The following is a 20438-nucleotide window of genomic DNA, read 5'->3' on the forward strand; positions in this document are numbered from 1 at the left end:
CCACACCGGGTGGGCGGAGGGTCAGCGGGCGAGGCCGTCCCGGGTCGGCAGCACGACCCCCTGCGCGGCGGCGCGCGTCGCCACGCGCTCGGCGTGGCGGTCCCACAGCTCCTGGAGGACGACGTGGTCGGTCGACCACGGCTTCGCGGGACCGGCCCAGTGGACGATCCGCGGGTCGCGCACGGTCTCCTGCTGGGGGACGGCGTTCCACCGCGGGTCCAGCACCGTCCGGTGCGGACCGACGTAGGTGTTGAGGATCTCCTGGTCGTTCATCCCGTAGTGCTCCGCGAAGGGCAGGTAGCGGCGGCAGAAGTCGTCCGCACGCATCCGCTGCAGGTCCAGGACCAGGACGCCCGCGTTGAAGGCGACGAAGTCGTAGGGCAGCTCGCGGAACATCCGGCGTCGCATCTCGAAGGCGGCGGCGTGCGGCAGCCGCGCGGAGGCGCGGTACACCGTCGCGAAGCCGCTCTCGGCCCAGGAGGCCCGGGCCGACCGGGCGGCGAGGGCATGGCCGCCGAGGTCGGTGTCGTACAGCTCGCCGATGTCGCCCGTCGTCAGCGCGTCGACGTCGTGGTAGACGACGCGGTCGAGGTCCGGGAGCAGCAGCGGCAGCAGGAGCCGGTCCATCGTCGAGACCGTGATGTGTCGCAGCATCCCCGCGACCTCGCCGACGTCGACCCGGTCGCAGGGCAGGACGGTGAACGTCGTCCCGGGGAAGGTCCGTGCGAGCGCCGCGTGGTCGGCCTCGACCCACCCACGGGTCAGCAGGCTCACGTGGAGCGGCCGGGCGGTGCCCCCGACGAGCGACTCGACGACGACCGGGACCTCGGCGACCAGGTTGCGGTCGGCCGCGAGGGCGACGTGGACGACGTCCGCCGCGCCCGCCGTCGCCTCCGCGCCGTGGACCCGTCGGTCCGCGAGCACGAGAGCCGCGGCGGCGTCGACGTCGACGGCCGAGGTGAGGGACGTGACGGGGGCCGAGAGCCGGGCCCGCGCGGCGGCGACCCGGTCCGCCGTGAGCCGTCGCCACAGCGTCCGCACCGTCTCCGGCTCGGCGCCGGAGAGGATCGAGCGGTAGAGGGGCTCGAGGAGGTCGCGGAGCCCGTCCTGCATCGCACGCAGCTCGGGGGAGCCCGGTCGCAGGCCGAGCAGCCCGTCGAAGCGGACGTCCGACAGCCGCCGCGGGGTGAAGTCGACGGAGCACCCGACCGCGGTCGCGGGCAGGTAGCAGTGCAGTCGCGACGTCGTCACCGCGGAGAAGCCGCGGTACTCGTCGACCCGCCGGACGGCCTCCCGCAGGTTCGTCGCGAGCGAGGCACGGGAGACGCCGGCGTCGGCGTGCGTGAAGGGGTGACCGCCGGGGTCCGCGGCCGGCACCGGGACGTCGACGTACGCCCGGCGCCCGTGGGCCGGAGCCTCGGCCCGGTCGGGGAAGAAGGCGTCCACCGTCGTCGTGAGGCACCCGGAGAAGAACGCGTCGACCCCGAGCGCCAGCAGGAGGTAGGTCGTCGTCCAGTCCCGGCACCCGACGGGCCCGTGCTCCTTGAGGTGCTCGACCGCCTCGGGGGTGAGCATGGCGCGCCGCTGGACATGGAAGGAGACGTAGACCGGACGGATCCGGTCGTCGGGCGGGAAGGCGTACGGCCCGCCGAACGTCGAGTGCATGAACCACCCGAAGGCGACGAGCCACGTCCCGGCGGGCAGCGCGTCGTCGTGGGTCGCGTCCCGGTTCGCGACGACGACGCGCGCGCCCCGCAGGTCCTCGGTCCCGGTGTGGCGACGCTCCGGCCGCAGGCGGGCCCGCAGCTCCTCGAGCACCTCGACGAGCTCCGGGTCGCCCTCGAGCGGGACCGGGAAGGCGAGGAGGTGCCCGAGCGACCCGAGGGTCTGGACGTGGTCGCCGAGGTTGCTCGACTGGCGCAGCAGGTCCGGCTGCTCGTAGCCCATGACGGCCACCGTGACGGGGGCCCGTGGGGCGCGGGCCTCGGCGGCCCGCGCGGTGTCGCGCCGGGACCGCCACGCGAGGAGCCAGTCGTGCTCGTCGCGGTCGCGCTCCTCGAGCCGGTCCCGGGTCCCGTCGGCGACGGTCCGCTCGAGCAGCGTGCCGGCGCGGTCGTCGTCCCCGGACCGTACGGTGAACCGGACGACCGCCATCCGGGCGCCCGGGGACAGCCCGTCCCACCACGCGTCGGCGAGCGCAGCGCCCCGGTCCGGGTCCCCGCGGTGGACGACGTCGAGGTACTCCACCGCCGCCGCGCGCCGGGCCAGGTCCTCCGGGACCTCGGCGAAGCGGTCCCGCGCGAGGTCCCACAGCGACTGGAAACGGGCGACGAGAGCGACCCCGGCGAGGCCGGCCGCCCGCGTCGCGGGCTGCTCGAGCAGGGACTGCGCGAAGGACCGGGCGCGCACGTGCTCGTCCGCCGCGAGAAGGGCGCGGACGGTGTCCAGGCAGGCCTCGTCGACGGGCCGGCCGGCCCGCACCGCCCGCACGAGGGTGGCGTCCGCCTCGAGCAGCCGGAGCGCCGCGAGGGTCTCGCGACGGTGCTGCGGCGGGTCCGCCACCGACGCCGTGGTCCCGAGCCGGGTGGCGACGAGGTCCCGCCAGACGCGCAGCGTCCGAAGGGCCGAGCGCGCCTCGTCCCGCTGCCGTCGCAACGCGGCCGTCCCGGCCGGCGCCGGACCGTGGCCGGCGACGCCCTCGCGGGGTGCCCCCACCCGGGGGGCCACGGTGCGGGCCAGGGAGAGGGAGCGCGAGGCCAGCCGCGTGGCGGCGGAGCGGGCCCGGGGCAGGGAGGTCACCGGTGTCGTTCCTCGGGTCGGGTGTCGTGGGTCGGGAGCCCGGGGTCGGGCACCGGCGCGTCGGGGGAGCCGAGGGGACGGCGCCCGTCGAGGGCGAAGCGCAGGGCCGCCCGGGGACCGAGCCGGGGCAGGCGGCGGGCGGCGAAGGCCACGCGCGCCGGCAGGGCGTGGCGGCCGAAGACCCGGTTGAGGACGACGGCGCGCACGGCACGGTCCGCCTCGGTGCCCCAGCGGCTGCCGGAGCTCGTCGCGGGGTGGGTACCGAACACCTCGGCGACGGCGACGCCCCGCAGGCCCGCGCGGAGGGCGTCGGCGATGAAGACGTACTCGTCCCCGAGGTAGTACTGGGCGCCGGCGCCGAACCGGTGGTCGAAGCGGACACCGTGGGCCCGCACCTGCTCGACGTCCACGAGCAGCTCGTACGTCGCGGCCTTGGCGCTGTTGAGGAGGGTGAGCGGCGTGCCGTCCGGGGAGTAGCGCTTGCGCAGCGTGCGGTCCGGCGAGGTGCCGCGGCCGAGCGCGATGGCCGCGCCGGTCCGTCGCAGCCGCTCGATGCCGGCGGCCACCCCGTCGAGGTCGACCTCGACGTCGTCGTCGCAGAACAGCAGGTAGCGGCGACCCGCGACGTCGAGGGCGGCGTTGCGGCTGCGCGCCACCCCGAGCGACCCGAGGCGCACCGTGCGGGCGCCGGGCACGTCCGGGACCGGGCCGGGACCCTGGACGAGGACGACGACCTCCACCGCGGGGTCGCGGGGCGGGTCGATCCGTCCCACCCGCTCCCGGAGCGAGGAATAGCAGACGCTGAGGTCGGCCAGCGGGCTCGTGGAGGCGGCACGTTCGGGGGTGGTCATCGTCATGACTTCACCCGGACGGTGGCGCGGGCGAAGCGCATGGCGGACGCCGAGACGGTGCCGAGCTGGCCGAACATGAGGCGCAGCCCGAGGAACATCATGATGGCGGTCGCGGTGTCGACGGCGGCGTCGACGACCTGGACGAGGAGGAAGGCCAGGGCCACGGCGAGGCCGACGGTCGCGAGGATGGAACCGATCTCGGCCGCGCGCACCCGCTGTCCGACCTGGTCGGGGACCCCCACGGCCTCGGCCGTCCACGACGTGCTGACGAACCGCTCCTGCGCGGCGACCTGGGCGCTGTAGGTGCGCGACATCGCGAGGAGGACGACGGCTCCGACGGTCAGCGCCACGGCCCCGGTCGCCGGGTCGAAGACGGCGATGACGGCGACGAACGAGGCGGCCTGGACCAGACCGGCGAGCACCCCGGAGACCTCGAAGGCCTGGGCGTAGGCCCAGCTCTCCTGGTGTCGGCTGCGCGTTGCCCGGAGCCGGCTGAAGGCTGCCTCGAAGACCCGGGGCCGGAGGATCCGTGCGGCGTGGTGAGCGCCGCGGGTGCCCGCGAGAGCGGCGAAGAACCCTCCGGCCTGGAGGACGAGCGCGGTGCGGCTCTCGGTGAGCAGCCGGGGGTCGGTGACCATGCCGGAGAAGAGGCGGATGGCGAGCATCTCCAGGAGCGGGACGCTCGCGAGGACGAGGACGAGCCCCGACACCCGCAGGCGGCTCGGCCGGTCGGAGAAGAGCTCTCCGAACTCGGCGAGGACCGCACGCAGCACGTCAGACCCCCGCGGGCGTCAGGACGAGGTCGGCGGCCGTGCGCACGGCGTCCTCGACGTCGTCGAGGGTGCGGTCGTCGACACGGTCGTCGGTCGTCAGCGGGTCGAGGTCGAGACGGCGCAGGTCGAGCCCGACGACGGCCGGGGTGAGCGACATCCCGAGGCCCACGCCGCGCACGTAGTCCCCGTACTTCACGCCCGTCCCGTGGACGGCGTCCTCGGCACCCGCGAAGGTCACGAGGGCACAGGGGATGCCGTAGCTCTGGCACGCGACGAGGACGTGCATCGCGCTCGTCACGACGCGGTCGTAGGACACGAGCGTGCGCACGAGGTCCTCGACCTGACCCGGGGTCCCGGCGAGCACGGACAGCTCGTCGGTCCCCTCCGGGAGGATCGTCGGGAGGTCGCGGTGGCGGACGTGGCGGACGAGGGCGACCCGGCCGTTCGTCGCGCCGCGCTCGAGCGGCAGCACCCGCCGCAGGAGGGCGCCGGGGTCGCCGAAGCGCTCGACGTCGGGACCGCCCGAGGCACGCAGCGCCGCCGCCGTCACGGGGCCGCGCACGGAGACGTAGCGCGCCGCCGGGTCCAGCCACGTGTCGCTCTCGCTGACGCCGGTGCCGACGACGACCGACGAGGCACTGACGAAGCGCCCGATGGACCCGACCGCGACGAGGTGCGGGCTCGAGGTGCGGGCCGTGGGCGCCTTGTAGGCGACCGCCCGACCGGACAGGGCCTGGAGCAGGTAGGGGCTCAGCCAGTCGCCGAAGTTCCCGGGGAAGGGTCGGGACCACCAGCTGAGGGGGAGGGGCTCGCGGCCGTCACCCACCGCCAGGTAGTGGGCGTAGGCCGTGGCCGCCTCGTGCGCGGCCCGCTCGGCGGCGCTCGGGCCGCCCGCGGCCTCGACGGCGGCCATCCCCGCCTCGACCCGGGCGAGGTCACCCCGTTGCCCGGCGGACACCATCGTGCGGACGGCGGCCCGGCGCGCGACCGCCGTGGCGTCACCGCCGCTCGGCAGGCCGGCGACGGGGTCCGAGGCCGTGAGCAGGTGGGTGATGCCGAGCCGGTCGGCGGCGTCACGCGCCTGACGACGGGCTCCCGCGGGCAGCCGGTGGTGGACCGCCTTCGCCGTGCGGTGGGCCAGCGTCGTGACCCGCTCCCGAGGTCCGGGTCGCGCCCCGGACCCGACCGGTTCGTGCTGCACGACCTTGTCCCGGTACTCGGCGACGTTGCCGCTCGAGCCGAACCGGAAGAACTGCGGCACCCCCGGCAGGTCCGCCCCACGTCCGACGACGGCCGCGGAGGGGATGACCTGGAAGCTCATCCCCGCCGCGCGGGTCCGCCATGCCTCCTCGAAGAAGTAGTCGTCGGTGGCCTTGAGCGACGAGGAGCGCTCCAGGGCGGCGGCCGTCGCGACGAAGTCCCGGGCGCTCGGGGTCGTGTTGATGCCGAAGAAGCAGGGCTCCCAGAAGCGGGTGCGCCGGCCGTAGCCGATCGACAGGGGGTCGGCGAACCCGCGCTGAAAGCCGATGACGTCGGCGGAGAAGTCGGCGACGAGGTCGGGGAGGTCGACGAGCGAGCAGTCCACGTCGATCCAGAAGACCTTCTTGTCCGGGTGGGCGCGGCAGGCCGCGTCGAGGATCCCCACCTTGCGCCGGGTCATGTCCGCCCAGTCGTCGTCCGGACCCTTGACCAGCCGATGGACGTCGTGGGGGATCCCCTGGGCGTCGAGGCCCGCACGCAGGGCGTCGGCGAAGCCGGTGTAGTACGGGTCGGCGGTGTGGAAGGAGCAGACGACGAGGTCACCGCGTGGCATGGGGGCTCCGGGTCGGGGTGGGTCGGACGGACGGTCGGGCTCTGGCGCGGCCGAGCCTAGGACGACGGAACGCCCTCTCCCGGAGCGTCGTCGGCGCCCCGAGGGCCTGTTCACCCGGGCGCGAGGCCCTGACCTGCGGGAACGGGGTCCTCGGGGGGCGACGTGAACACTCGGGGGCGACCCGGTGACGGTCTTCCCACCCCCAGGTGTCGAGATCCGATCCGGCTGCGCGTCAACGGTTTTCGGGTGGGGAGCGCGGTGGTCCGCGAGGTCGTCGACGGGACCGGTCCGTGCCGCGCGGAACGCGGCGGCGGAGGGTGGGCGGCCCGTGGCAGGCTGTGCGTGACGACGGCCGCCGGCCACCCCAGCGAACGGAAGGACGCAGCACCGTGACCGACATCCTCGACGAGCTGAAGTGGCGGGGGCTCGTGGCGCAGACGACCGACGAGACCGCGCTGCGCCGGGCACTCGCCGACGGGCCGATCACGGCGTACTGCGGCTTCGACCCCACCGCCCCGTCGCTCCACTTCGGCAACCTCGTCCAGCTCGTCGTCATGCGCCGGCTCCAGCGGGCGGGGCACCGGGTCATCTGCCTCGTCGGCGGCTCGACCGGGCTCATCGGCGACCCCCGTCCGACGTCCGAGCGTGTGCTGAAGACCAAGGAGCAGACGGCGGAGTGGGTCGCCCGGATCCAGGACCAGGTGCGGCCATTCCTCGACACCGAGGGTGACAACCCGGCCGTGTTCGTCGACAACCTCGACTGGACGGGTGGGCTGTCGGCGCTGGACTTCCTCCGGGACGTCGGCAAGCACTTCCGGGTCAACCAGATGCTGAAGAAGGACGCCATCGCCGCCCGGCTCGCGAGCGACGAGGGCATCTCGTACACGGAGTTCAGCTACCAGCTGCTCCAAGGGCTCGACTACCTCGAGCTGTACCGGCAGTACGGCTGCACGTTGCAGACCGGGGGCAGCGACCAGTGGGGGAACCTCGTCGCCGGCTCCGACCTCGTGCACCGGGCCGAGGGGGTCTCGGTCCACCTGCTGACGACGCCACTGCTCACCGACTCCTCCGGGGAGAAGTTCGGCAAGAGCGCCGGCAACGCGATCTGGCTCTCGGCCGACATGACGAGCCCCTACGCCTTCTACCAGTACTGGCTCAACGTCGAGGACGCCTCGGTCGTCACCCTCCTCAAGGTCTTCACCGACCGGGGGGAGGAGGAGATCGCCGACCTCGAGCGCCAGGCGTCGGAGGAGCCTTGGCGGCGCGCGGCGCAGCGAACCCTCGCCGCGGACGCGACGACCCTCGTCCACGGGCGGGCCGCGACCGAGGCGGTGCAGGCGGCGAGCGAGGCGCTCTTCGGCAAGGGCGACCCGCACGGGCTGGACCCCTCGACGCTGAGGGACGCGGCCGCGGAGCTGCCGGGCGGACGCGTCGCCGTCGGGATGCCCCTCGTCGAGGCCCTCGTCGAGGTCGGGCTCGCGGACTCGCGCAACGCGGCACGGCGCACCCTCGGAGAGGGCGGGGCGTCGGTCAACGGGGTCAAGGTGGAGGACGTCGACGCCGTCCTCTCCGGCGGGGACGTCCTCGCGGGTGGGGTCGTCCTGCTCCGCCGTGGCCGCAAGAACCTCGCAGCCGGTCGTGTGGACCCGCCGCCCGCCGGCTGACCGACGTCGTCGTACCAACGAGCCCCGCTGTCCTGCAGCGGGGCTCGTTGCTCCTCCAGGACTGACAGGGTCGCCCCCCTTCCCGTTCCGGGGCGCCGATTTGTGTTCTGCGGCGAACGTGTCCTAATGTTCTCGGCGTCAGCCCGAGAGGGAGGAACGGACACCAAGCGGCAGGGCCGATCAGCCCCGCACCAAGAAGGCCGGTCCCACGAGCTGACACCACTCCCGACGGACTCGGTCCGGACGCACAGCGGCCGGCAGAGCGAGTTGGAGGAAGGCCCCGACAGGGTGCTAGAGTGGGAACCACCGCAGAGATCCAAGCGCCACACTCTCCGGCCGCTCCAAGAGCGGGTCACGGAGTTGACGCCCAAGCATGGACGCGGGTACGTTCGAACGGTTGCTTCCGAGCAGTCGGGAGAACACACGGAGTCGCCCCGAAGCCGAGCTCGCTGAGCAAAGCAACGGTGCGCGTCCGAACCTTGAGAACTCAACAGCGTGTCAAAAATCGATGCCAATAACCTCGTCGCATCGACGTGCTTTCCGGCCACCGGTCGGGAACGCGGTGATGCAACGAAATATCCTTTGGTTGACAACGAACAACAGCGAGAGCTGGTTGTTCGTGCTCAGCCAGTGAAACAACCCTCCACAGGGTACCGATTTCCCGGTCACGTATCGGGAGTCATACATCAACGGAGAGTTTGATCCTGGCTCAGGACGAACGCTGGCGGCGTGCTTAACACATGCAAGTCGAACGGTGACCCTCGGAGCTTGCTCCGAGGTGATCAGTGGCGAACGGGTGAGTAACACGTGAGTAACCTGCCCCAGACTCTGGAATAACCCCGGGAAACCGGGGCTAATACCGGATACGAGACGGAGAGGCATCTCTACCGTCTGGAAAGTTTTTCGGTCTGGGATGGACTCGCGGCCTATCAGCTTGTTGGTGAGGTAACGGCTCACCAAGGCGACGACGGGTAGCCGGCCTGAGAGGGCGACCGGCCACACTGGGACTGAGACACGGCCCAGACTCCTACGGGAGGCAGCAGTGGGGAATATTGCACAATGGGCGAAAGCCTGATGCAGCGACGCCGCGTGAGGGATGAATGCCTTCGGGTTGTAAACCTCTTTCGGCAGGGAAGAAGCGAAAGTGACGGTACCTGCAGAAGAAGCACCGGCTAACTACGTGCCAGCAGCCGCGGTAATACGTAGGGTGCGAGCGTTGTCCGGAATTATTGGGCGTAAAGAGCTTGTAGGCGGTTTGTCGCGTCTGCTGTGAAAATCCGGGGCTCAACCCCGGACTTGCAGTGGGTACGGGCAGACTAGAATGTGGTAGGGGAGACTGGAATTCCTGGTGTAGCGGTGAAATGCGCAGATATCAGGAGGAACACCGATGGCGAAGGCAGGTCTCTGGGCCATTATTGACGCTGAGAAGCGAAAGCATGGGGAGCGAACAGGATTAGATACCCTGGTAGTCCATGCCGTAAACGTTGGGAACTAGGTGTGGGTCTCATTCCACGAGATCCGTGCCGCAGCTAACGCATTAAGTTCCCCGCCTGGGGAGTACGGCCGCAAGGCTAAAACTCAAAGGAATTGACGGGGGCCCGCACAAGCGGCGGAGCATGTGGATTAATTCGATGCAACGCGAAGAACCTTACCAAGGCTTGACATATACGAGAACGCGGCAGAGATGTCGTTCTCTTTGGACACTCGTATACAGGTGGTGCATGGTTGTCGTCAGCTCGTGTCGTGAGATGTTGGGTTAAGTCCCGCAACGAGCGCAACCCTCGTTCTATGTTGCCAGCGCGTCATGGCGGGGACTCATAGAAGACTGCCGGGGTCAACTCGGAGGAAGGTGGGGACGACGTCAAATCATCATGCCCCTTATGTCTTGGGCTTCACACATGCTACAATGGCCGGTACAGAGGGCTGCGAAACCGCGAGGTGGAGCGAATCCCAAAAAGCCGGTCTCAGTTCGGATTGGGGTCTGCAACTCGACCCCATGAAGTCGGAGTCGCTAGTAATCGTAGATCAGCAACGCTACGGTGAATACGTTCCCGGGCCTTGTACACACCGCCCGTCAAGTCACGAAAGTCGGTAACACCCGAAGCCGGTGGCCCAACTCTTTGAGAGGGAGCCGTCGAAGGTGGGACTGGCGATTGGGACTAAGTCGTAACAAGGTAGCCGTACCGGAAGGTGCGGCTGGATCACCTCCTTTCTAAGGAGCACTGGTCGCGACAGCGATCCAGAGCCTGGTCTGACCGCGACTGTCGGTCAGCAGGTGCTCAAGGGTGGAACATCGATTAGTTGGCACTGGGTCTCACCAGTGGTCAGTACAGCTCCTTCGGGAGAGTGGAACGCCATCAGGTGGGGCACGGTGCCTGACACGTTGTTGGGTCCTGAGGGCTCGGGCGTCATGCTCACCTCAGGCCGTTCAGGCCAGGACCCCCGTCGCGGACGAACCACCGGCAGAGCCGGCAGGCGCCGAGACCGACGAGGGCCCGCCCGTATGTTGAGAACTACACAGTGGACGCGAGCATCTTAAATCTTTGTGGCTCAAGTTTATAAGGGCACACGGTGGATGCCTTGGCACCAGGAACCGAAGAAGGACGTAGGAATCTGCGATAAGCCTCGGGGAGTCGATAACCAGACTGTGATCCGAGGATTTCCGAATGGGGAAACCCGGCTGGAGGCAAGTCCAGTCACTCCCACCTGAACACATAGGGTGGGTAGAGGGAACGTGGGGAAGTGAAACATCTCAGTACCCACAGGAAGAGAAAGCAACCGCGATTCCGTGAGTAGTGGCGAGCGAAAGCGGAACAGGCTAAACCGATCATGTGTGATAGCTGTCAGGCGTTGCATGGTCGGGGTCGTGGGACTTCTCAGTCAGTGCTGACATGCTGGCATGGAGTCAGAAATTCGCGTCATAGTCGAAGGGCATTGAAAGGCCCGGCACAGAGGGTGCTACCCCCGTAGACGAAATGGCGCGAACTCCAGAGAAGTATCCCAAGTAGTACGGGGCCCGAGAAATCCCGTACGAATCTGGCGGGACCACCCGCTAAGCCTAAATATTCCCTGGTGACCGATAGCGGACAAGTACCGTGAGGGAAAGGTGAAAAGTACCCCGGGAGGGGAGTGAAATAGATCCTGAAACCGCGTGCCTACAATCCGTCGGAGCCTCCTCGTGGGGTGACGGCGTGCCTTTTGAAGAATGAGCCTGCGAGTTAGTGCTCAGTGGCGAGGTTAACCCGTGTGGGGAAGCCGTAGCGAAAGCGAGTCCGAACAGGGCGAATGAGTCGCTGGGTCTAGACCCGAAGCGGAGTGATCTACCCATGGCCAGGTTGAAGCGACGGTAAGACGTCGTGGAGGACCGAACCCACTTAGGTTGAAAACTGAGGGGATGAGCTGTGGGTAGGGGTGAAAGGCCAATCAAACTCCGTGATAGCTGGTTCTCCCCGAAATGCATTTAGGTGCAGCGTCACGTGTTTCTTACCGGAGGTAGAGCTACTGGATAGCCGATGGGCCTCACCAGGTTACTGACGTTAGCCAAACTCCGAATGCCGGTAAGTGAGAGCGTGGCAGTGAGACTGCGGGGGATAAGCTCCGTAGTCGAGAGGGAAACAGCCCAGATCACCAGCTAAGGTCCCTAAGCGTGTGCTAAGTGGAAAAGGATGTGGAGTTGCATTGACAACCAGGAGGTTGGCTTAGAAGCAGCCACCCTTTAAAGAGTGCGTAATAGCTCACTGGTCAAGTGATTCCGCGCCGACAATGTAGCGGGGCTCAAGCACACCACCGAAGCTGTGGCATTGACACTTTGCCCGGCCGTGACACCTGCGGGTCCACGGTCCAAGCGTGTCGATGGGTAGGGGAGCGTCGTGTGGCCAGGGAAGCGGCGGAGTGATCCAGCCGTGGAGGCCACGCGAGTGAGAATGCAGGCATGAGTAGCGAAAGACGGGTGAGAAACCCGTCCGCCGAATAACCAAGGGTTCCAGGGTCAAGCTAATCTGCCCTGGGTAAGTCGGGACCTAAGGCGAGGCCGACAGGCGTAGTCGATGGACATCCGGTTGATATTCCGGAACCGGCGAAGAACCGCCCATGACGAACCTTCTGATGCTAAGCGCCTGAAGCTCTTGTCGGATCCTTCGGGAGAAGACCTGAGTGGAGCGCGCGACCCGAAGTTGTAGTAGTCAAGCAATGGAGAGACGCAGGAAGGTAGCCTCCGCGTGGCGATGGTTGTCCACGTCCAAGGGTGTAGGGAGTGAGGTAGGCAAATCCGCCTCACACGTTCCTGAGACCTGATAGTGACCGCGAATGCGGGAAGCAGGGTGATCCTATGCTGCCTAGAAAATCTTCTAGCGAGGTTCTAGCCGCCCGTACCCCAAACCGACTCAGGTGGTTAGGTAGAGAATACCAAGGCGATCGAGTGAATCGTGGTTAAGGAATTCGGCAAAATGCCCCCGTAACTTCGGGAGAAGGGGGGCCCGGACCCTGAAGGAGTTTGCCTCCTAGGGTGAAGGGCCGCAGAGACCAGGGAGAAGCGACTGTTTACTAAAAACACAGGTCCGTGCGAAGTCGCAAGACGATGTATACGGACTGACGCCTGCCCGGTGCTGGAAGGTTAAGAGGACGGGTTAGGTCTTTGGCCGAAGCTCAGAATTTAAGCCCCAGTAAACGGCGGTGGTAACTATAACCATCCTAAGGTAGCGAAATTCCTTGTCGGGTAAGTTCCGACCTGCACGAATGGCGTAACGACTTCTCCACTGTCTCAACCGCGAACTCGGCGAAATTGCACTACGAGTAAAGATGCTCGTTACGCGCAGCAGGACGGAAAGACCCCGGGACCTTTACTATAGCTTGGTATTGGTGTTCGGTACGGCTTGTGTAGGATAGGTGGGAGACTGTGAAGCATGCACGCCAGTGTGTGTGGAGTCAACGTTGAAATACCACTCTGGTCGTTCTGGATATCTAACCTCGGTCCGTGATCCGGATCAGGGACAGTGCCTGGTGGGTAGTTTAACTGGGGCGGTTGCCTCCCAAAATGTAACGGAGGCGCTCAAAGGTTCCCTCAGCCTGGTTGGCAATCAGGTGTCGAGTGTAAGTACACAAGGGAGCTTGACTGCGAGACAGACATGTCGAGCAGGGACGAAAGTCGGAACTAGTGACCCGACGGTGGCTTGTGGAAGCGCCGTCGCTCAACGGATAAAAGGTACCCCGGGGATAACAGGCTGATCTTGCCCAAGAGTCCATATCGACGGCATGGTTTGGCACCTCGATGTCGGCTCGTCGCATCCTGGGGGTGGAGTATCTCCCAAGGGTTGGGCTGTTCGCCCATTAAAGCGGTACGCGAGCTGGGTTTAGAACGTCGTGAGACAGTTCGGTCCCTATCCGCTGTGCGCGTAGGAAACTTGAGAAGGGCTGTCCCTAGTACGAGAGGACCGGGATGGACGAACCTCTGGTGTGTCAGTTGTTCTGCCAAGAGCACCGCTGATTAGCTACGTTCGGTAGTGATAACCGCTGAAAGCATCTAAGCGGGAAGCACGCTTCAAGATGAGGTTTCCATGGGGTTTACCCCGAGAGGCTCCCGGCTAGACTACCGGGTTGATAGGCCAGATGTGGAAGTGCAGCAATGCATGTAGCTGACTGGTACTAATAAGCCGATGACTTGATACACACTTCAAGACTTGTTGTTCGCGTCCACTGTGCAGTTCCCGAGATACGGTCGGGATCGACTGACATCTCCATAGAGTTTCGGCTGTCATAGCGAAGGGGAAACGCCCGGCTCCATTCCGAACCCGGAAGCTAAGCCCTTCAGCGCCGATGGTACTGCACTGGAGACGGTGTGGGAGAGTAGGACGCAGCCGGACATACTTTCCAGAAAGGGCCCGTCAATGACGGGCCCTTTCTCATGTCCGGGGGTTGTGGACGACGGCATCCCCGGGGCGAGACGACGCGGCGTTCGTAGACTTGTGATCCGGACGCCGGTGAGACGAGAGGACGGCGACACGCATGAGTGACGAGCACCGCCGAGGTGGTGGCCGCCGACGCAGCGACGACGGGCCACGGCACGGCCGTGGCGGGCCCGGAGGGTCTTCGCGCCGGGGTCGTGGCGACGACGCCGGTCGAGGACGGCCCCGGGGTTCCGCTTCCGCCGACCGTCCCGGCTCCGGCGCCGACCGTGGAGGGTCGCGCGGTGGCAGCCGGCTCGCTCCGAAGGGCCCGAGGCTGCCCGAGCCGCGCATCCCCGACGAGGTGACCGGCAAGGAGCTCGACCGGTCCGTGCACCAACAGCTGCGCACGCTGTCGAAGGAGAACGCCGACGGGGTGGCCAAGCACCTCGTCATGGTGGCGGCCCTCCTGGAGGCCGACGAGCTGGACGCTGCGCTGGCGCACGCCGAGACGGCGGTGCGTCGAGCGGGTCGGGTGCCCGCGGCGCGTGAGGCCCTGGGCATGGTCGCCTATCGGCGTGGGGACTTCTCCCGCGCGCTCACCGAGTTCCGGACGGTCCGCCGGCTGAGTGGGTCCTCGCACCTCATCCCCCTGATGGTCGACTGCGAGCGGGGGCTCGGGCGGCACTCCCGTGCCCTGGAGCTCGCGAGCGGGCCCGAGGCCACGACGCTTCCCGAGGCGGAACGTCTCGAGCTGACCATCGTGGTCTCCGGCATCCGCCGCGATCTCGGGCAGCTCGACGCCGCGCTCGTCGCGCTCCAGGTCCCGGCGCTCCGGCGCGGACCCAAGGGCGGCGTGCACCGCCTCCACTACGCCTACGCCGACGTCCTCGAGGCCCTCGGGCGTCGCGAGGAGGCCCGTGAGTGGTTCCTCAAGGCCGTCGAGGGCGACGTCGAGAACGAGACGGACGCGGTCGAGCGTCTCGAAGAGCTGGACGGCATCCGCGTCGAGCTCGGCGAGGACGAGCCCGAGCTCGCGGGGATGCCGCCGGGTGAGGACGAGTCCCCAGGATCGACTGACGCTGGGGACGAGCCCCGGTGACTCCCGTCCTCGGCCGCTTCGACGCCGTGGTCTGCGACCTGGACGGCGTGGTGTACCGCGGTCCGTCCCCGGTGCGCCACGCCGTCGAGGCCCTCTCGGCGTTGGAGGTCCCGGTGCTCTACGCGACCAACAACGCCTCGCGGGCCGCGGGCGACGTCGCCGCGCACCTGCAGGACCTCGGTGTGCCGTGCGCGGCGGAGGACGTCCTGACGAGCAGTGATGCCGCGGCCTGGTTGCTGTCCGAGGACACCGAGTCGGGCCCGGTGCTCTGCATCGGAGGGTCGGGCGTGGCCCGCGCGGTCGCCGACGCGGGCTTCGAGCCGGTCACCGCGGCCCAGGCGCGGGACGTGGCCCCCGTAGCGGTCGTGCAGGGGTACGGGCCGGACGTCTCGGCGTCCGACCTCGCCGAGGCTGCCTACGCCGTCCAGGCGGGGGCGCGGTGGGTCGCCACCAACACCGACGGCACCCTGCCGACCGACCGGGGCACCGCTCCCGGCAACGGCACCCTCGTCGCCGCCGTGGCCCGTGCCGTCGGCCGGCCACCGGACCTCGTCGCGGGCAAGCCCGGCCCGGCGCTCTACCTCCTCGGTGCCCGACGCCTGGGGGTCGCGGCGGAGCGGGTTCTCGCGGTCGGCGACCGACTCGAGACCGACGTCGAGGGTGCGGTCGCGGCCGGGATGGAGTCGCTGCTCGTCCTCACCGGGGTCGACGACCTCGAGGCGGCCCTCGAGGCACCCGCGGAACGACGCCCCACGGTGGTCGCGCCGGACCTGCGGTGGCTCGGGCCGATGGAACCGTCCACCCAGGACCTCAGGTCCGCGTTCGAGCAGGCCCCGTCCGACGGTGGGGCCGCCGTGCGTCGGCTGCTGTCGGAGGCGGGACCCCGGTAGCGTGGAGCCGCGGCAACCCGGCCGCACGACCGAGGAGGTCCCATGGTCAAGCGCTCCATCCGGGCGTACGTCGAGCTCGCGTCAGGCCTCGGTGAGGTGACCCGTGCCCGCGCCGTCGAGGCGGCCCAGGAGATCGTGACCCTCGCGGGGTCCGCGGGGAACCCGTCCGCCGTGGCGAAGCAGGTCGGCCGGCTCGCGGACGACCTCCTCAAGGCCGCGGAGCACAACCGGGACCAGGTCGTCGGGCTCGTGCAACGGGAGGTCGAGTCGGCGCTGGACCGTGTCGACGGTGGACGACTCCTGGGGGAGGTGCAGTCCCTCGGCGCCGCGGTCGCCGGGCTCACGACGCAGGTCGACGAGCTGGCCCGCGCCGTGGGTATCCGGAGCGGGAGTGCGGACGCCGACACCGTGGGCACCCCCACGCCGAGCGTCATGACGGTCGGGGCCACCCGCACCGACGGGGCGAGCTCTGCGACGACGGTGCGCCGGGCCCGGGCCCGCAAGGCCGCCACACCCGGCTCCGGACGGACGTCTGCGACCACGTCTCCGGTCAACCGACCGGACGCCGTCGGTGACCCGGGGTCGACGAGGAGCACGGCGAAGAAGAGCGCAACGAAGAAGAGCACGTCGAAGCAGAGTGCGACGAAGCAGAGTGCGACGAAGCAGAGTGCGACGAAGCAGAGTGCGACGACGAAGCAGAGTGCGACGACGAAGACGAGTGCGGCGACGAAGAACAGCGCGACGGCGCCGAAGAGCACGGCGAAGAAGGGCACCGCGACGAAGTCGGGGACGGCGCAGAAGAGTGCGGCGGCGTCGAAGAGCACGGGGAAGACGTCCGGGACGACGAAGAGCGCGGGGGCGAAGAAGGGCGCGGCGAAGAAGTCCGGGACGGCAAAGAAGGGCGCGGCGAAGAAGTCCGGGACGGCAAAGAAGGGCGCGGCGAAGAAGGGCGCGGCGAGGAAGGGCGGGACGAAGGGCACGGCGAACAAGAGCGCGACGGCGCCGGCCTCGCCCGGGGACCCGTCGTGACGGAGCCGTCCGGGCCGGCACCCGAGGCCCGGCGCCCGGAGCCGCCCGAGACCGGCGACATCGTCATCGACGCGGCGCTCGGGGACCTCGCGGCCGTCGACCCCACCGACCTCGACGGTCGGCTCGCGGCGGGGGAGCACGTCCAGCAGACGCTGCGCTCCCGTCTCGGTGACCTCGGGGGCTGAGATCGTCCGGCTCGACGTCGAGCTCGTCCGGCGGGGTCTCGCGAGGTCCCGTGGGGAGGCGAGGGACCTCGTCCGGGACGGCCACGTCCTCGTCGACGGCCTCCCGCCCCGCAAGCCGGCGCAGGAGGTCGACGCTGAGACCGGTCTCGAGGTGTCGTCCGGCGCCCCGCGGGTCGTCGGACGGGCCGCCCACAAGCTCGCCGCGGCGTTCGCGACCTGGGGGCCGCACGGCCTCACGGCCACAGGACGCCGCTGCGTCGACGTCGGCGCCTCCACCGGCGGCTTCACCCAGGTCCTGCTCGCCGAGGGCGCGGAACAGGTCGTCGCCGTCGACGTCGGCCACGGGCAGCTCGTCCCCGAGCTGGCCGAGGACCCACGGGTGCAGGAGCGGTCGGGGACGACCGTCCGCGGTCTGCGGTCCGAGGACCTCGGTGGCCCCGCGCGCCTCGTCGTCGCAGACCTCTCCTTCATCTCGCTCACCCTCGTCGCCGCCGACCTCGTCGGGCTGCTCGAGGACGGTGGGGACCTCGTCGTCCTCGTCAAGCCGCAGTTCGAGGTGGGGCGGGACCGGCTCGGCCGGGGTGGGCTCGTGCCGGACCCGGCCCTCCGGGCCGGTGCGGTGAGAGACGTCGCCCGCTCCCTCGCGGCCGCCGGGGCGGGCGTTCGCGACGTCGTCCCCAGCCCGATCAGCGGGACGACCGGCAACGCCGAGTACCTGATGTGGGCGGTGTCGGGTGGGTCCGCCACAATGACCGAGGACGAGATCGCCGCCGCCGCGCGCGCGGTCGCCGACGACCCACCGGGAGGATGACGATGCCGACGGCCGGCCGCCACGTGCTCCTCGTGAGCCATCCGACCCGTCGTGACGCCCAGGAGATCGCCGCCGCGGTCGCCACCCGGCTACTGTCGTCCGACATCGGGGTCATCGCCCCCCGGGCCGACCTCGCCGGCACGCCCCTGGCCGACGTCCCGGGCATCCGCCCGGTCGACGAGACCCGCCCCGACCTCGAGCCCGAGCTCGTCTGCGTCCTCGGCGGCGACGGCACGATCCTGCGCGGCGCCGAGATCTCCAGGGGGTCCGACGCCCCGCTGCTCGGGGTCAACCTCGGCCACGTCGGTTTCCTCGCCGAGGCCGAGCGCGAGGACATCGACGCGACCGTCGAGCACATCTGTGCCCGCGACTACACCGTCGAGGAACGGATGACCCTCGACGTCCGCGCCCGGCAGGACGGTCGCGAGGTCTTCTCCTCGTGGGCCCTCAACGAGGCGACCGTCGAGAAGGCCGCGCGTGAGCGGATGCTCGAGCTCACCGTCGAGATCGACGGTCGCCCGCTGTCGACGTGGGGCTGCGACGGCATCGTCATGGCGACGCCCACCGGGTCGACCGCCTACGCCTTCTCCGCGGGCGGCCCCGTCGTGTGGCCCGACGTCGAGTCGATGCTCCTGGTCCCGATCAGCGCCCACGCCCTCTTCAACCGTCCCGTCGTCGTCGGGCCGCACTCGCACCTGGCCGTCCAGCTCCTGCCGCACAGCGAGGCCGAGGCCGTGCTCTGGTGCGACGGGCGTCGTGCCGTGACCCTCCCCCCGGGGTCGCAGGTCGAGGTCGACCGGTCGGCGCACCCCGTGCGTCTCGCCCGGCTCTCGACCGCGGTCTTCACCGACCGCCTCGTGCGCAAGTTCGACCTCCCCGTCCACGGCTGGCGGGGGAGTGCCCGCCGCGCCCGCGGTGACGCCGGGCCCCTCGGTGGCCCCGCGGGGGCCGACGCGTGATCGAGGAGATCCGGATCCGCGACCTCGGTGTCATCGACGAGGCCGTCCTGCCCCTCCACCCCGGGCTCACCGTCCTCACCGGCGAGACCGGGGCGGGCAAGACGATGGTCGTCACCGGCCTCGGCCTGCTGCTCGGCGGTCGGGGCGACGCGGGTCTGGTCCGCACCGGCAGCCGGCGCACGGTCGTCGAGGGCCTGCTCACCCTCCCCGACGAGCACGCCGCGGTCCGGCGCGTCGACGAGGCCGGGGGCGACGTCGCGGACGGCCTCGTGCTCGTGCGCACCGTCCAGGCCGACGGCCGGTCCCGCGCCCACGTCGGCGGCCGCGCCGCACCGGTCGGGCTGCTCGGCGAGCTCGCCGAGCACCTCGTCGCCGTCCACGGCCAGGCGGACCAGTGGCGGCTGCGCCGGGGGGAGGAGCACCGCGAGGTGCTCGACGCGTTCGGCGGGGACGCCGTCGGCAGCGCGCTCGCCGCCTACCGCGACGTCCACGGACGGCTCACCACCGCCGAGCAGGACCTCGACGCGCTGCGGCAGCAGGCCGCCGAACGGGCCCGAGAGGCCGAGACCCTGCGGACCGGGCTCGAGCGGATCGAGGCCCTCGAGCCCCACGCGGGGGAGGACGAGGAGCTGCGCGCGGAGTCGGAGCGTCTCGGGCACGCGGAGGACCTGCGCGCCGCGGCCGGGGAGGCGCACGTGCTGCTGAGCGGTGACGAGGACCGCCCCGACGTCCCCGCCGTCCTCCAGGCGCTCGCGTCCGCCTCGGCCCGCATCGCCCAGGTCGGCGAGGCCGACCCCGTGCTCGCGGCGCTCGGGGGACGGGTCGACGAGCTGCGCTACCTCGCGGCCGACGTCGCGGCGGACCTCGGGTCCTACGTCGCCGACGTCGACGTCGACCCGGCCCGGCTCGACGGCGTCGAGCAGCGCCGGGCCGCCCTCACCGAGCTCGCCCGGCTCTACGGCCCGACGCTCGCCGACGTCCTCGCCTGGGCGGAGGACGGCGCGACGCGCGTCCTGGACCTCGAGGGCACCGGCGATCGCATCGACGCCCTCGCCGAGGAGGTCGGGACGCTCACCACCGAGCGCGACGCGGCCGCCGTCCGGCTCACCGAGGCGCGCACCCGCGCGGCCGCGGACCTCGGCGGGCGGATCACCGAGGAGCTCGGCCACCTCGCGATGGGGTCGGCGCGGGTGAGCGTCGCCGTCGAGGACTCCGGACGGTTCGGCGCCGACGGCCGCGACGTCGTCGAGGTGCGGCTCGCGTCCGGGCCGGGGACCCCCGCCCGGTCGGTGACCAAGGCCGCCTCGGGCGGTGAGCTGTCCCGCGTCATGCTCGCCATCGAGGTCGCGACGGCGGACGCGGGGACCTCCGTGCCGACGTTCGTCTTCGACGAGGTCGACGCCGGGGTCGGCGGGCGGGCCGCCGTCGACGTCGGCACCCGCCTCGCCGCCCTCGCCCGGCACGCCCAGGTCGTCGTCGTCACGCACCTGGCGCAGGTCGCGGCGGCGGCGGACCGCCACCTCGTCGTCGAGAAGTCCGACGACGGCAGCGTGACGCGCAGCATGGTGCACGAGGTGACGGGGGAGGACCGCGTCGCCGAGCTCGCACGGATGCTCGGCGGGTCGGACACGCCGGCGGCCCTCGACCACGCCCGGGACCTGCTCACCCGCGCCCGAGCCTGAG

The 20438-nt window shown here is 69.9% G+C and carries 12 protein-coding genes and 3 rRNA genes; 11 read left to right on the forward strand and 4 right to left on the reverse strand.

The window, feature by feature from the left end; genetic code table 11:
- Positions 1-21 precede the first annotated feature (21 nt).
- Genes KC207_RS02065 through KC207_RS02080 form a run of 4 tightly spaced genes read right to left on the reverse strand, consistent with a single transcriptional unit; the run spans position 22 to position 6236 of the window.
- The gene (locus KC207_RS02065; RefSeq protein ID WP_211601250.1) at positions 22-2799 is read right to left on the reverse strand and encodes a glycosyltransferase; all 2778 of its coding nucleotides are present in this window, start codon (positions 2797-2799) and stop codon (positions 22-24) included.
- Positions 2796-3656 (reverse strand): glycosyltransferase family 2 protein, encoded by an 861-nt coding sequence (locus tag KC207_RS02070; RefSeq protein ID WP_211601251.1) that lies wholly within the window; start codon positions 3654-3656, stop codon positions 2796-2798. Before KC207_RS02070 ends, KC207_RS02065 begins: the two co-directional genes overlap by 4 nt.
- Positions 3653-4423 (reverse strand): hypothetical protein, encoded by a 771-nt coding sequence (locus KC207_RS02075; protein ID WP_211601252.1) that lies wholly within the window; start codon positions 4421-4423, stop codon positions 3653-3655. The genes KC207_RS02070 and KC207_RS02075 overlap by 4 nt, the downstream gene beginning before the upstream one ends.
- A 1-nt stretch (position 4424) precedes the next feature.
- Positions 4425-6236 carry a glycosyltransferase family protein gene (locus tag KC207_RS02080; RefSeq protein WP_211601253.1) on the reverse strand — a complete coding sequence of 604 codons (1812 nt, stop codon included), beginning with the start codon at positions 6234-6236 and terminating at the stop codon, positions 4425-4427.
- Between the two features lie 389 nt (positions 6237-6625).
- Between KC207_RS02080 and tyrS the strand changes: the two genes are divergently transcribed.
- The 11 genes from tyrS to recN all read left to right on the forward strand — a co-directional run bounded on the left by tyrS (position 6626) and on the right by recN (position 20437).
- Positions 6626-7900, forward strand: coding sequence for a tyrosine--tRNA ligase (gene tyrS, locus KC207_RS02085; protein WP_211601254.1), 1275 nt, complete (start codon positions 6626-6628; stop codon positions 7898-7900).
- 686 nt (positions 7901-8586) lie between these two features.
- A 16S ribosomal RNA gene (locus KC207_RS02090) occupies positions 8587-10112 on the forward strand.
- A gap of 336 nt (positions 10113-10448) precedes the next feature.
- Positions 10449-13564 (forward strand): 23S ribosomal RNA (locus KC207_RS02095).
- A 77-nt stretch (positions 13565-13641) separates the two neighbouring features.
- A 5S ribosomal RNA gene (gene rrf / locus KC207_RS02100) occupies positions 13642-13758 on the forward strand.
- The 16S, 23S and 5S rRNA genes sit together here, the layout of an rRNA operon.
- 385 nt (positions 13759-14143) lie before the next feature.
- The gene (locus KC207_RS02105; RefSeq protein ID WP_211601255.1) at positions 14144-14881 is read left to right on the forward strand and encodes a tetratricopeptide repeat protein; all 738 of its coding nucleotides are present in this window, start codon (positions 14144-14146) and stop codon (positions 14879-14881) included.
- Positions 14878-15771: an HAD-IIA family hydrolase gene (locus KC207_RS02110; RefSeq protein WP_211601256.1), complete on the forward strand. Its 894-nt coding sequence runs from the start codon at positions 14878-14880 to the stop codon at positions 15769-15771. The genes KC207_RS02105 and KC207_RS02110 overlap by 4 nt, the downstream gene beginning before the upstream one ends.
- Positions 15772-15813: 42 nt before the next feature.
- A complete protein-coding gene (locus KC207_RS02115; protein WP_211601257.1) occupies positions 15814-16800 on the forward strand; it encodes a hypothetical protein in 987 nt (328 codons plus the stop codon).
- A complete protein-coding gene (locus tag KC207_RS02120; protein ID WP_211601258.1) occupies positions 16797-16985 on the forward strand; it encodes a hypothetical protein in 189 nt (62 codons plus the stop codon). Before KC207_RS02115 ends, KC207_RS02120 begins: the two co-directional genes overlap by 4 nt.
- The gene (locus tag KC207_RS02125) at positions 16969-17796 is read left to right on the forward strand and encodes a TlyA family RNA methyltransferase (RefSeq protein ID WP_249138505.1); all 828 of its coding nucleotides are present in this window, start codon (positions 16969-16971) and stop codon (positions 17794-17796) included. Before KC207_RS02120 ends, KC207_RS02125 begins: the two co-directional genes overlap by 17 nt.
- A gap of 2 nt (positions 17797-17798) precedes the next feature.
- Entirely contained in the window at positions 17799-18755 is a 957-nt protein-coding gene (locus KC207_RS02130; RefSeq protein ID WP_211601259.1) for an NAD kinase, read from the forward strand.
- Positions 18752-20437 (forward strand): DNA repair protein RecN, encoded by a 1686-nt coding sequence (recN, locus tag KC207_RS02135; RefSeq protein ID WP_211601260.1) that lies wholly within the window; start codon positions 18752-18754, stop codon positions 20435-20437. Before KC207_RS02130 ends, recN begins: the two co-directional genes overlap by 4 nt.
- The last annotated feature ends 1 nt before the right edge of the window (position 20438 follow it).

The organism is Phycicoccus avicenniae, assembly GCF_018139485.1.
In the GTDB taxonomy this organism is placed as follows: domain Bacteria; phylum Actinomycetota; class Actinomycetes; order Actinomycetales; family Dermatophilaceae; genus Phycicoccus; species Phycicoccus avicenniae.

Coding starts and splice junctions, on each gene's coding strand:
- KC207_RS02070 (WP_211601251.1), bottom strand. CDS start 3,656: ATGACGATGACCACCCCCGAACGTGCCGCCTCCACGAGCCCGCTGGCC.
- KC207_RS02080 (WP_211601253.1), bottom strand. CDS start 6,236: ATGCCACGCGGTGACCTCGTCGTCTGCTCCTTCCACACCGCCGACCCG.
- KC207_RS02115 (WP_211601257.1), top strand. CDS start 15,814: ATGGTCAAGCGCTCCATCCGGGCGTACGTCGAGCTCGCGTCAGGCCTC.
- KC207_RS02130 (WP_211601259.1), top strand. CDS start 17,799: ATGCCGACGGCCGGCCGCCACGTGCTCCTCGTGAGCCATCCGACCCGT.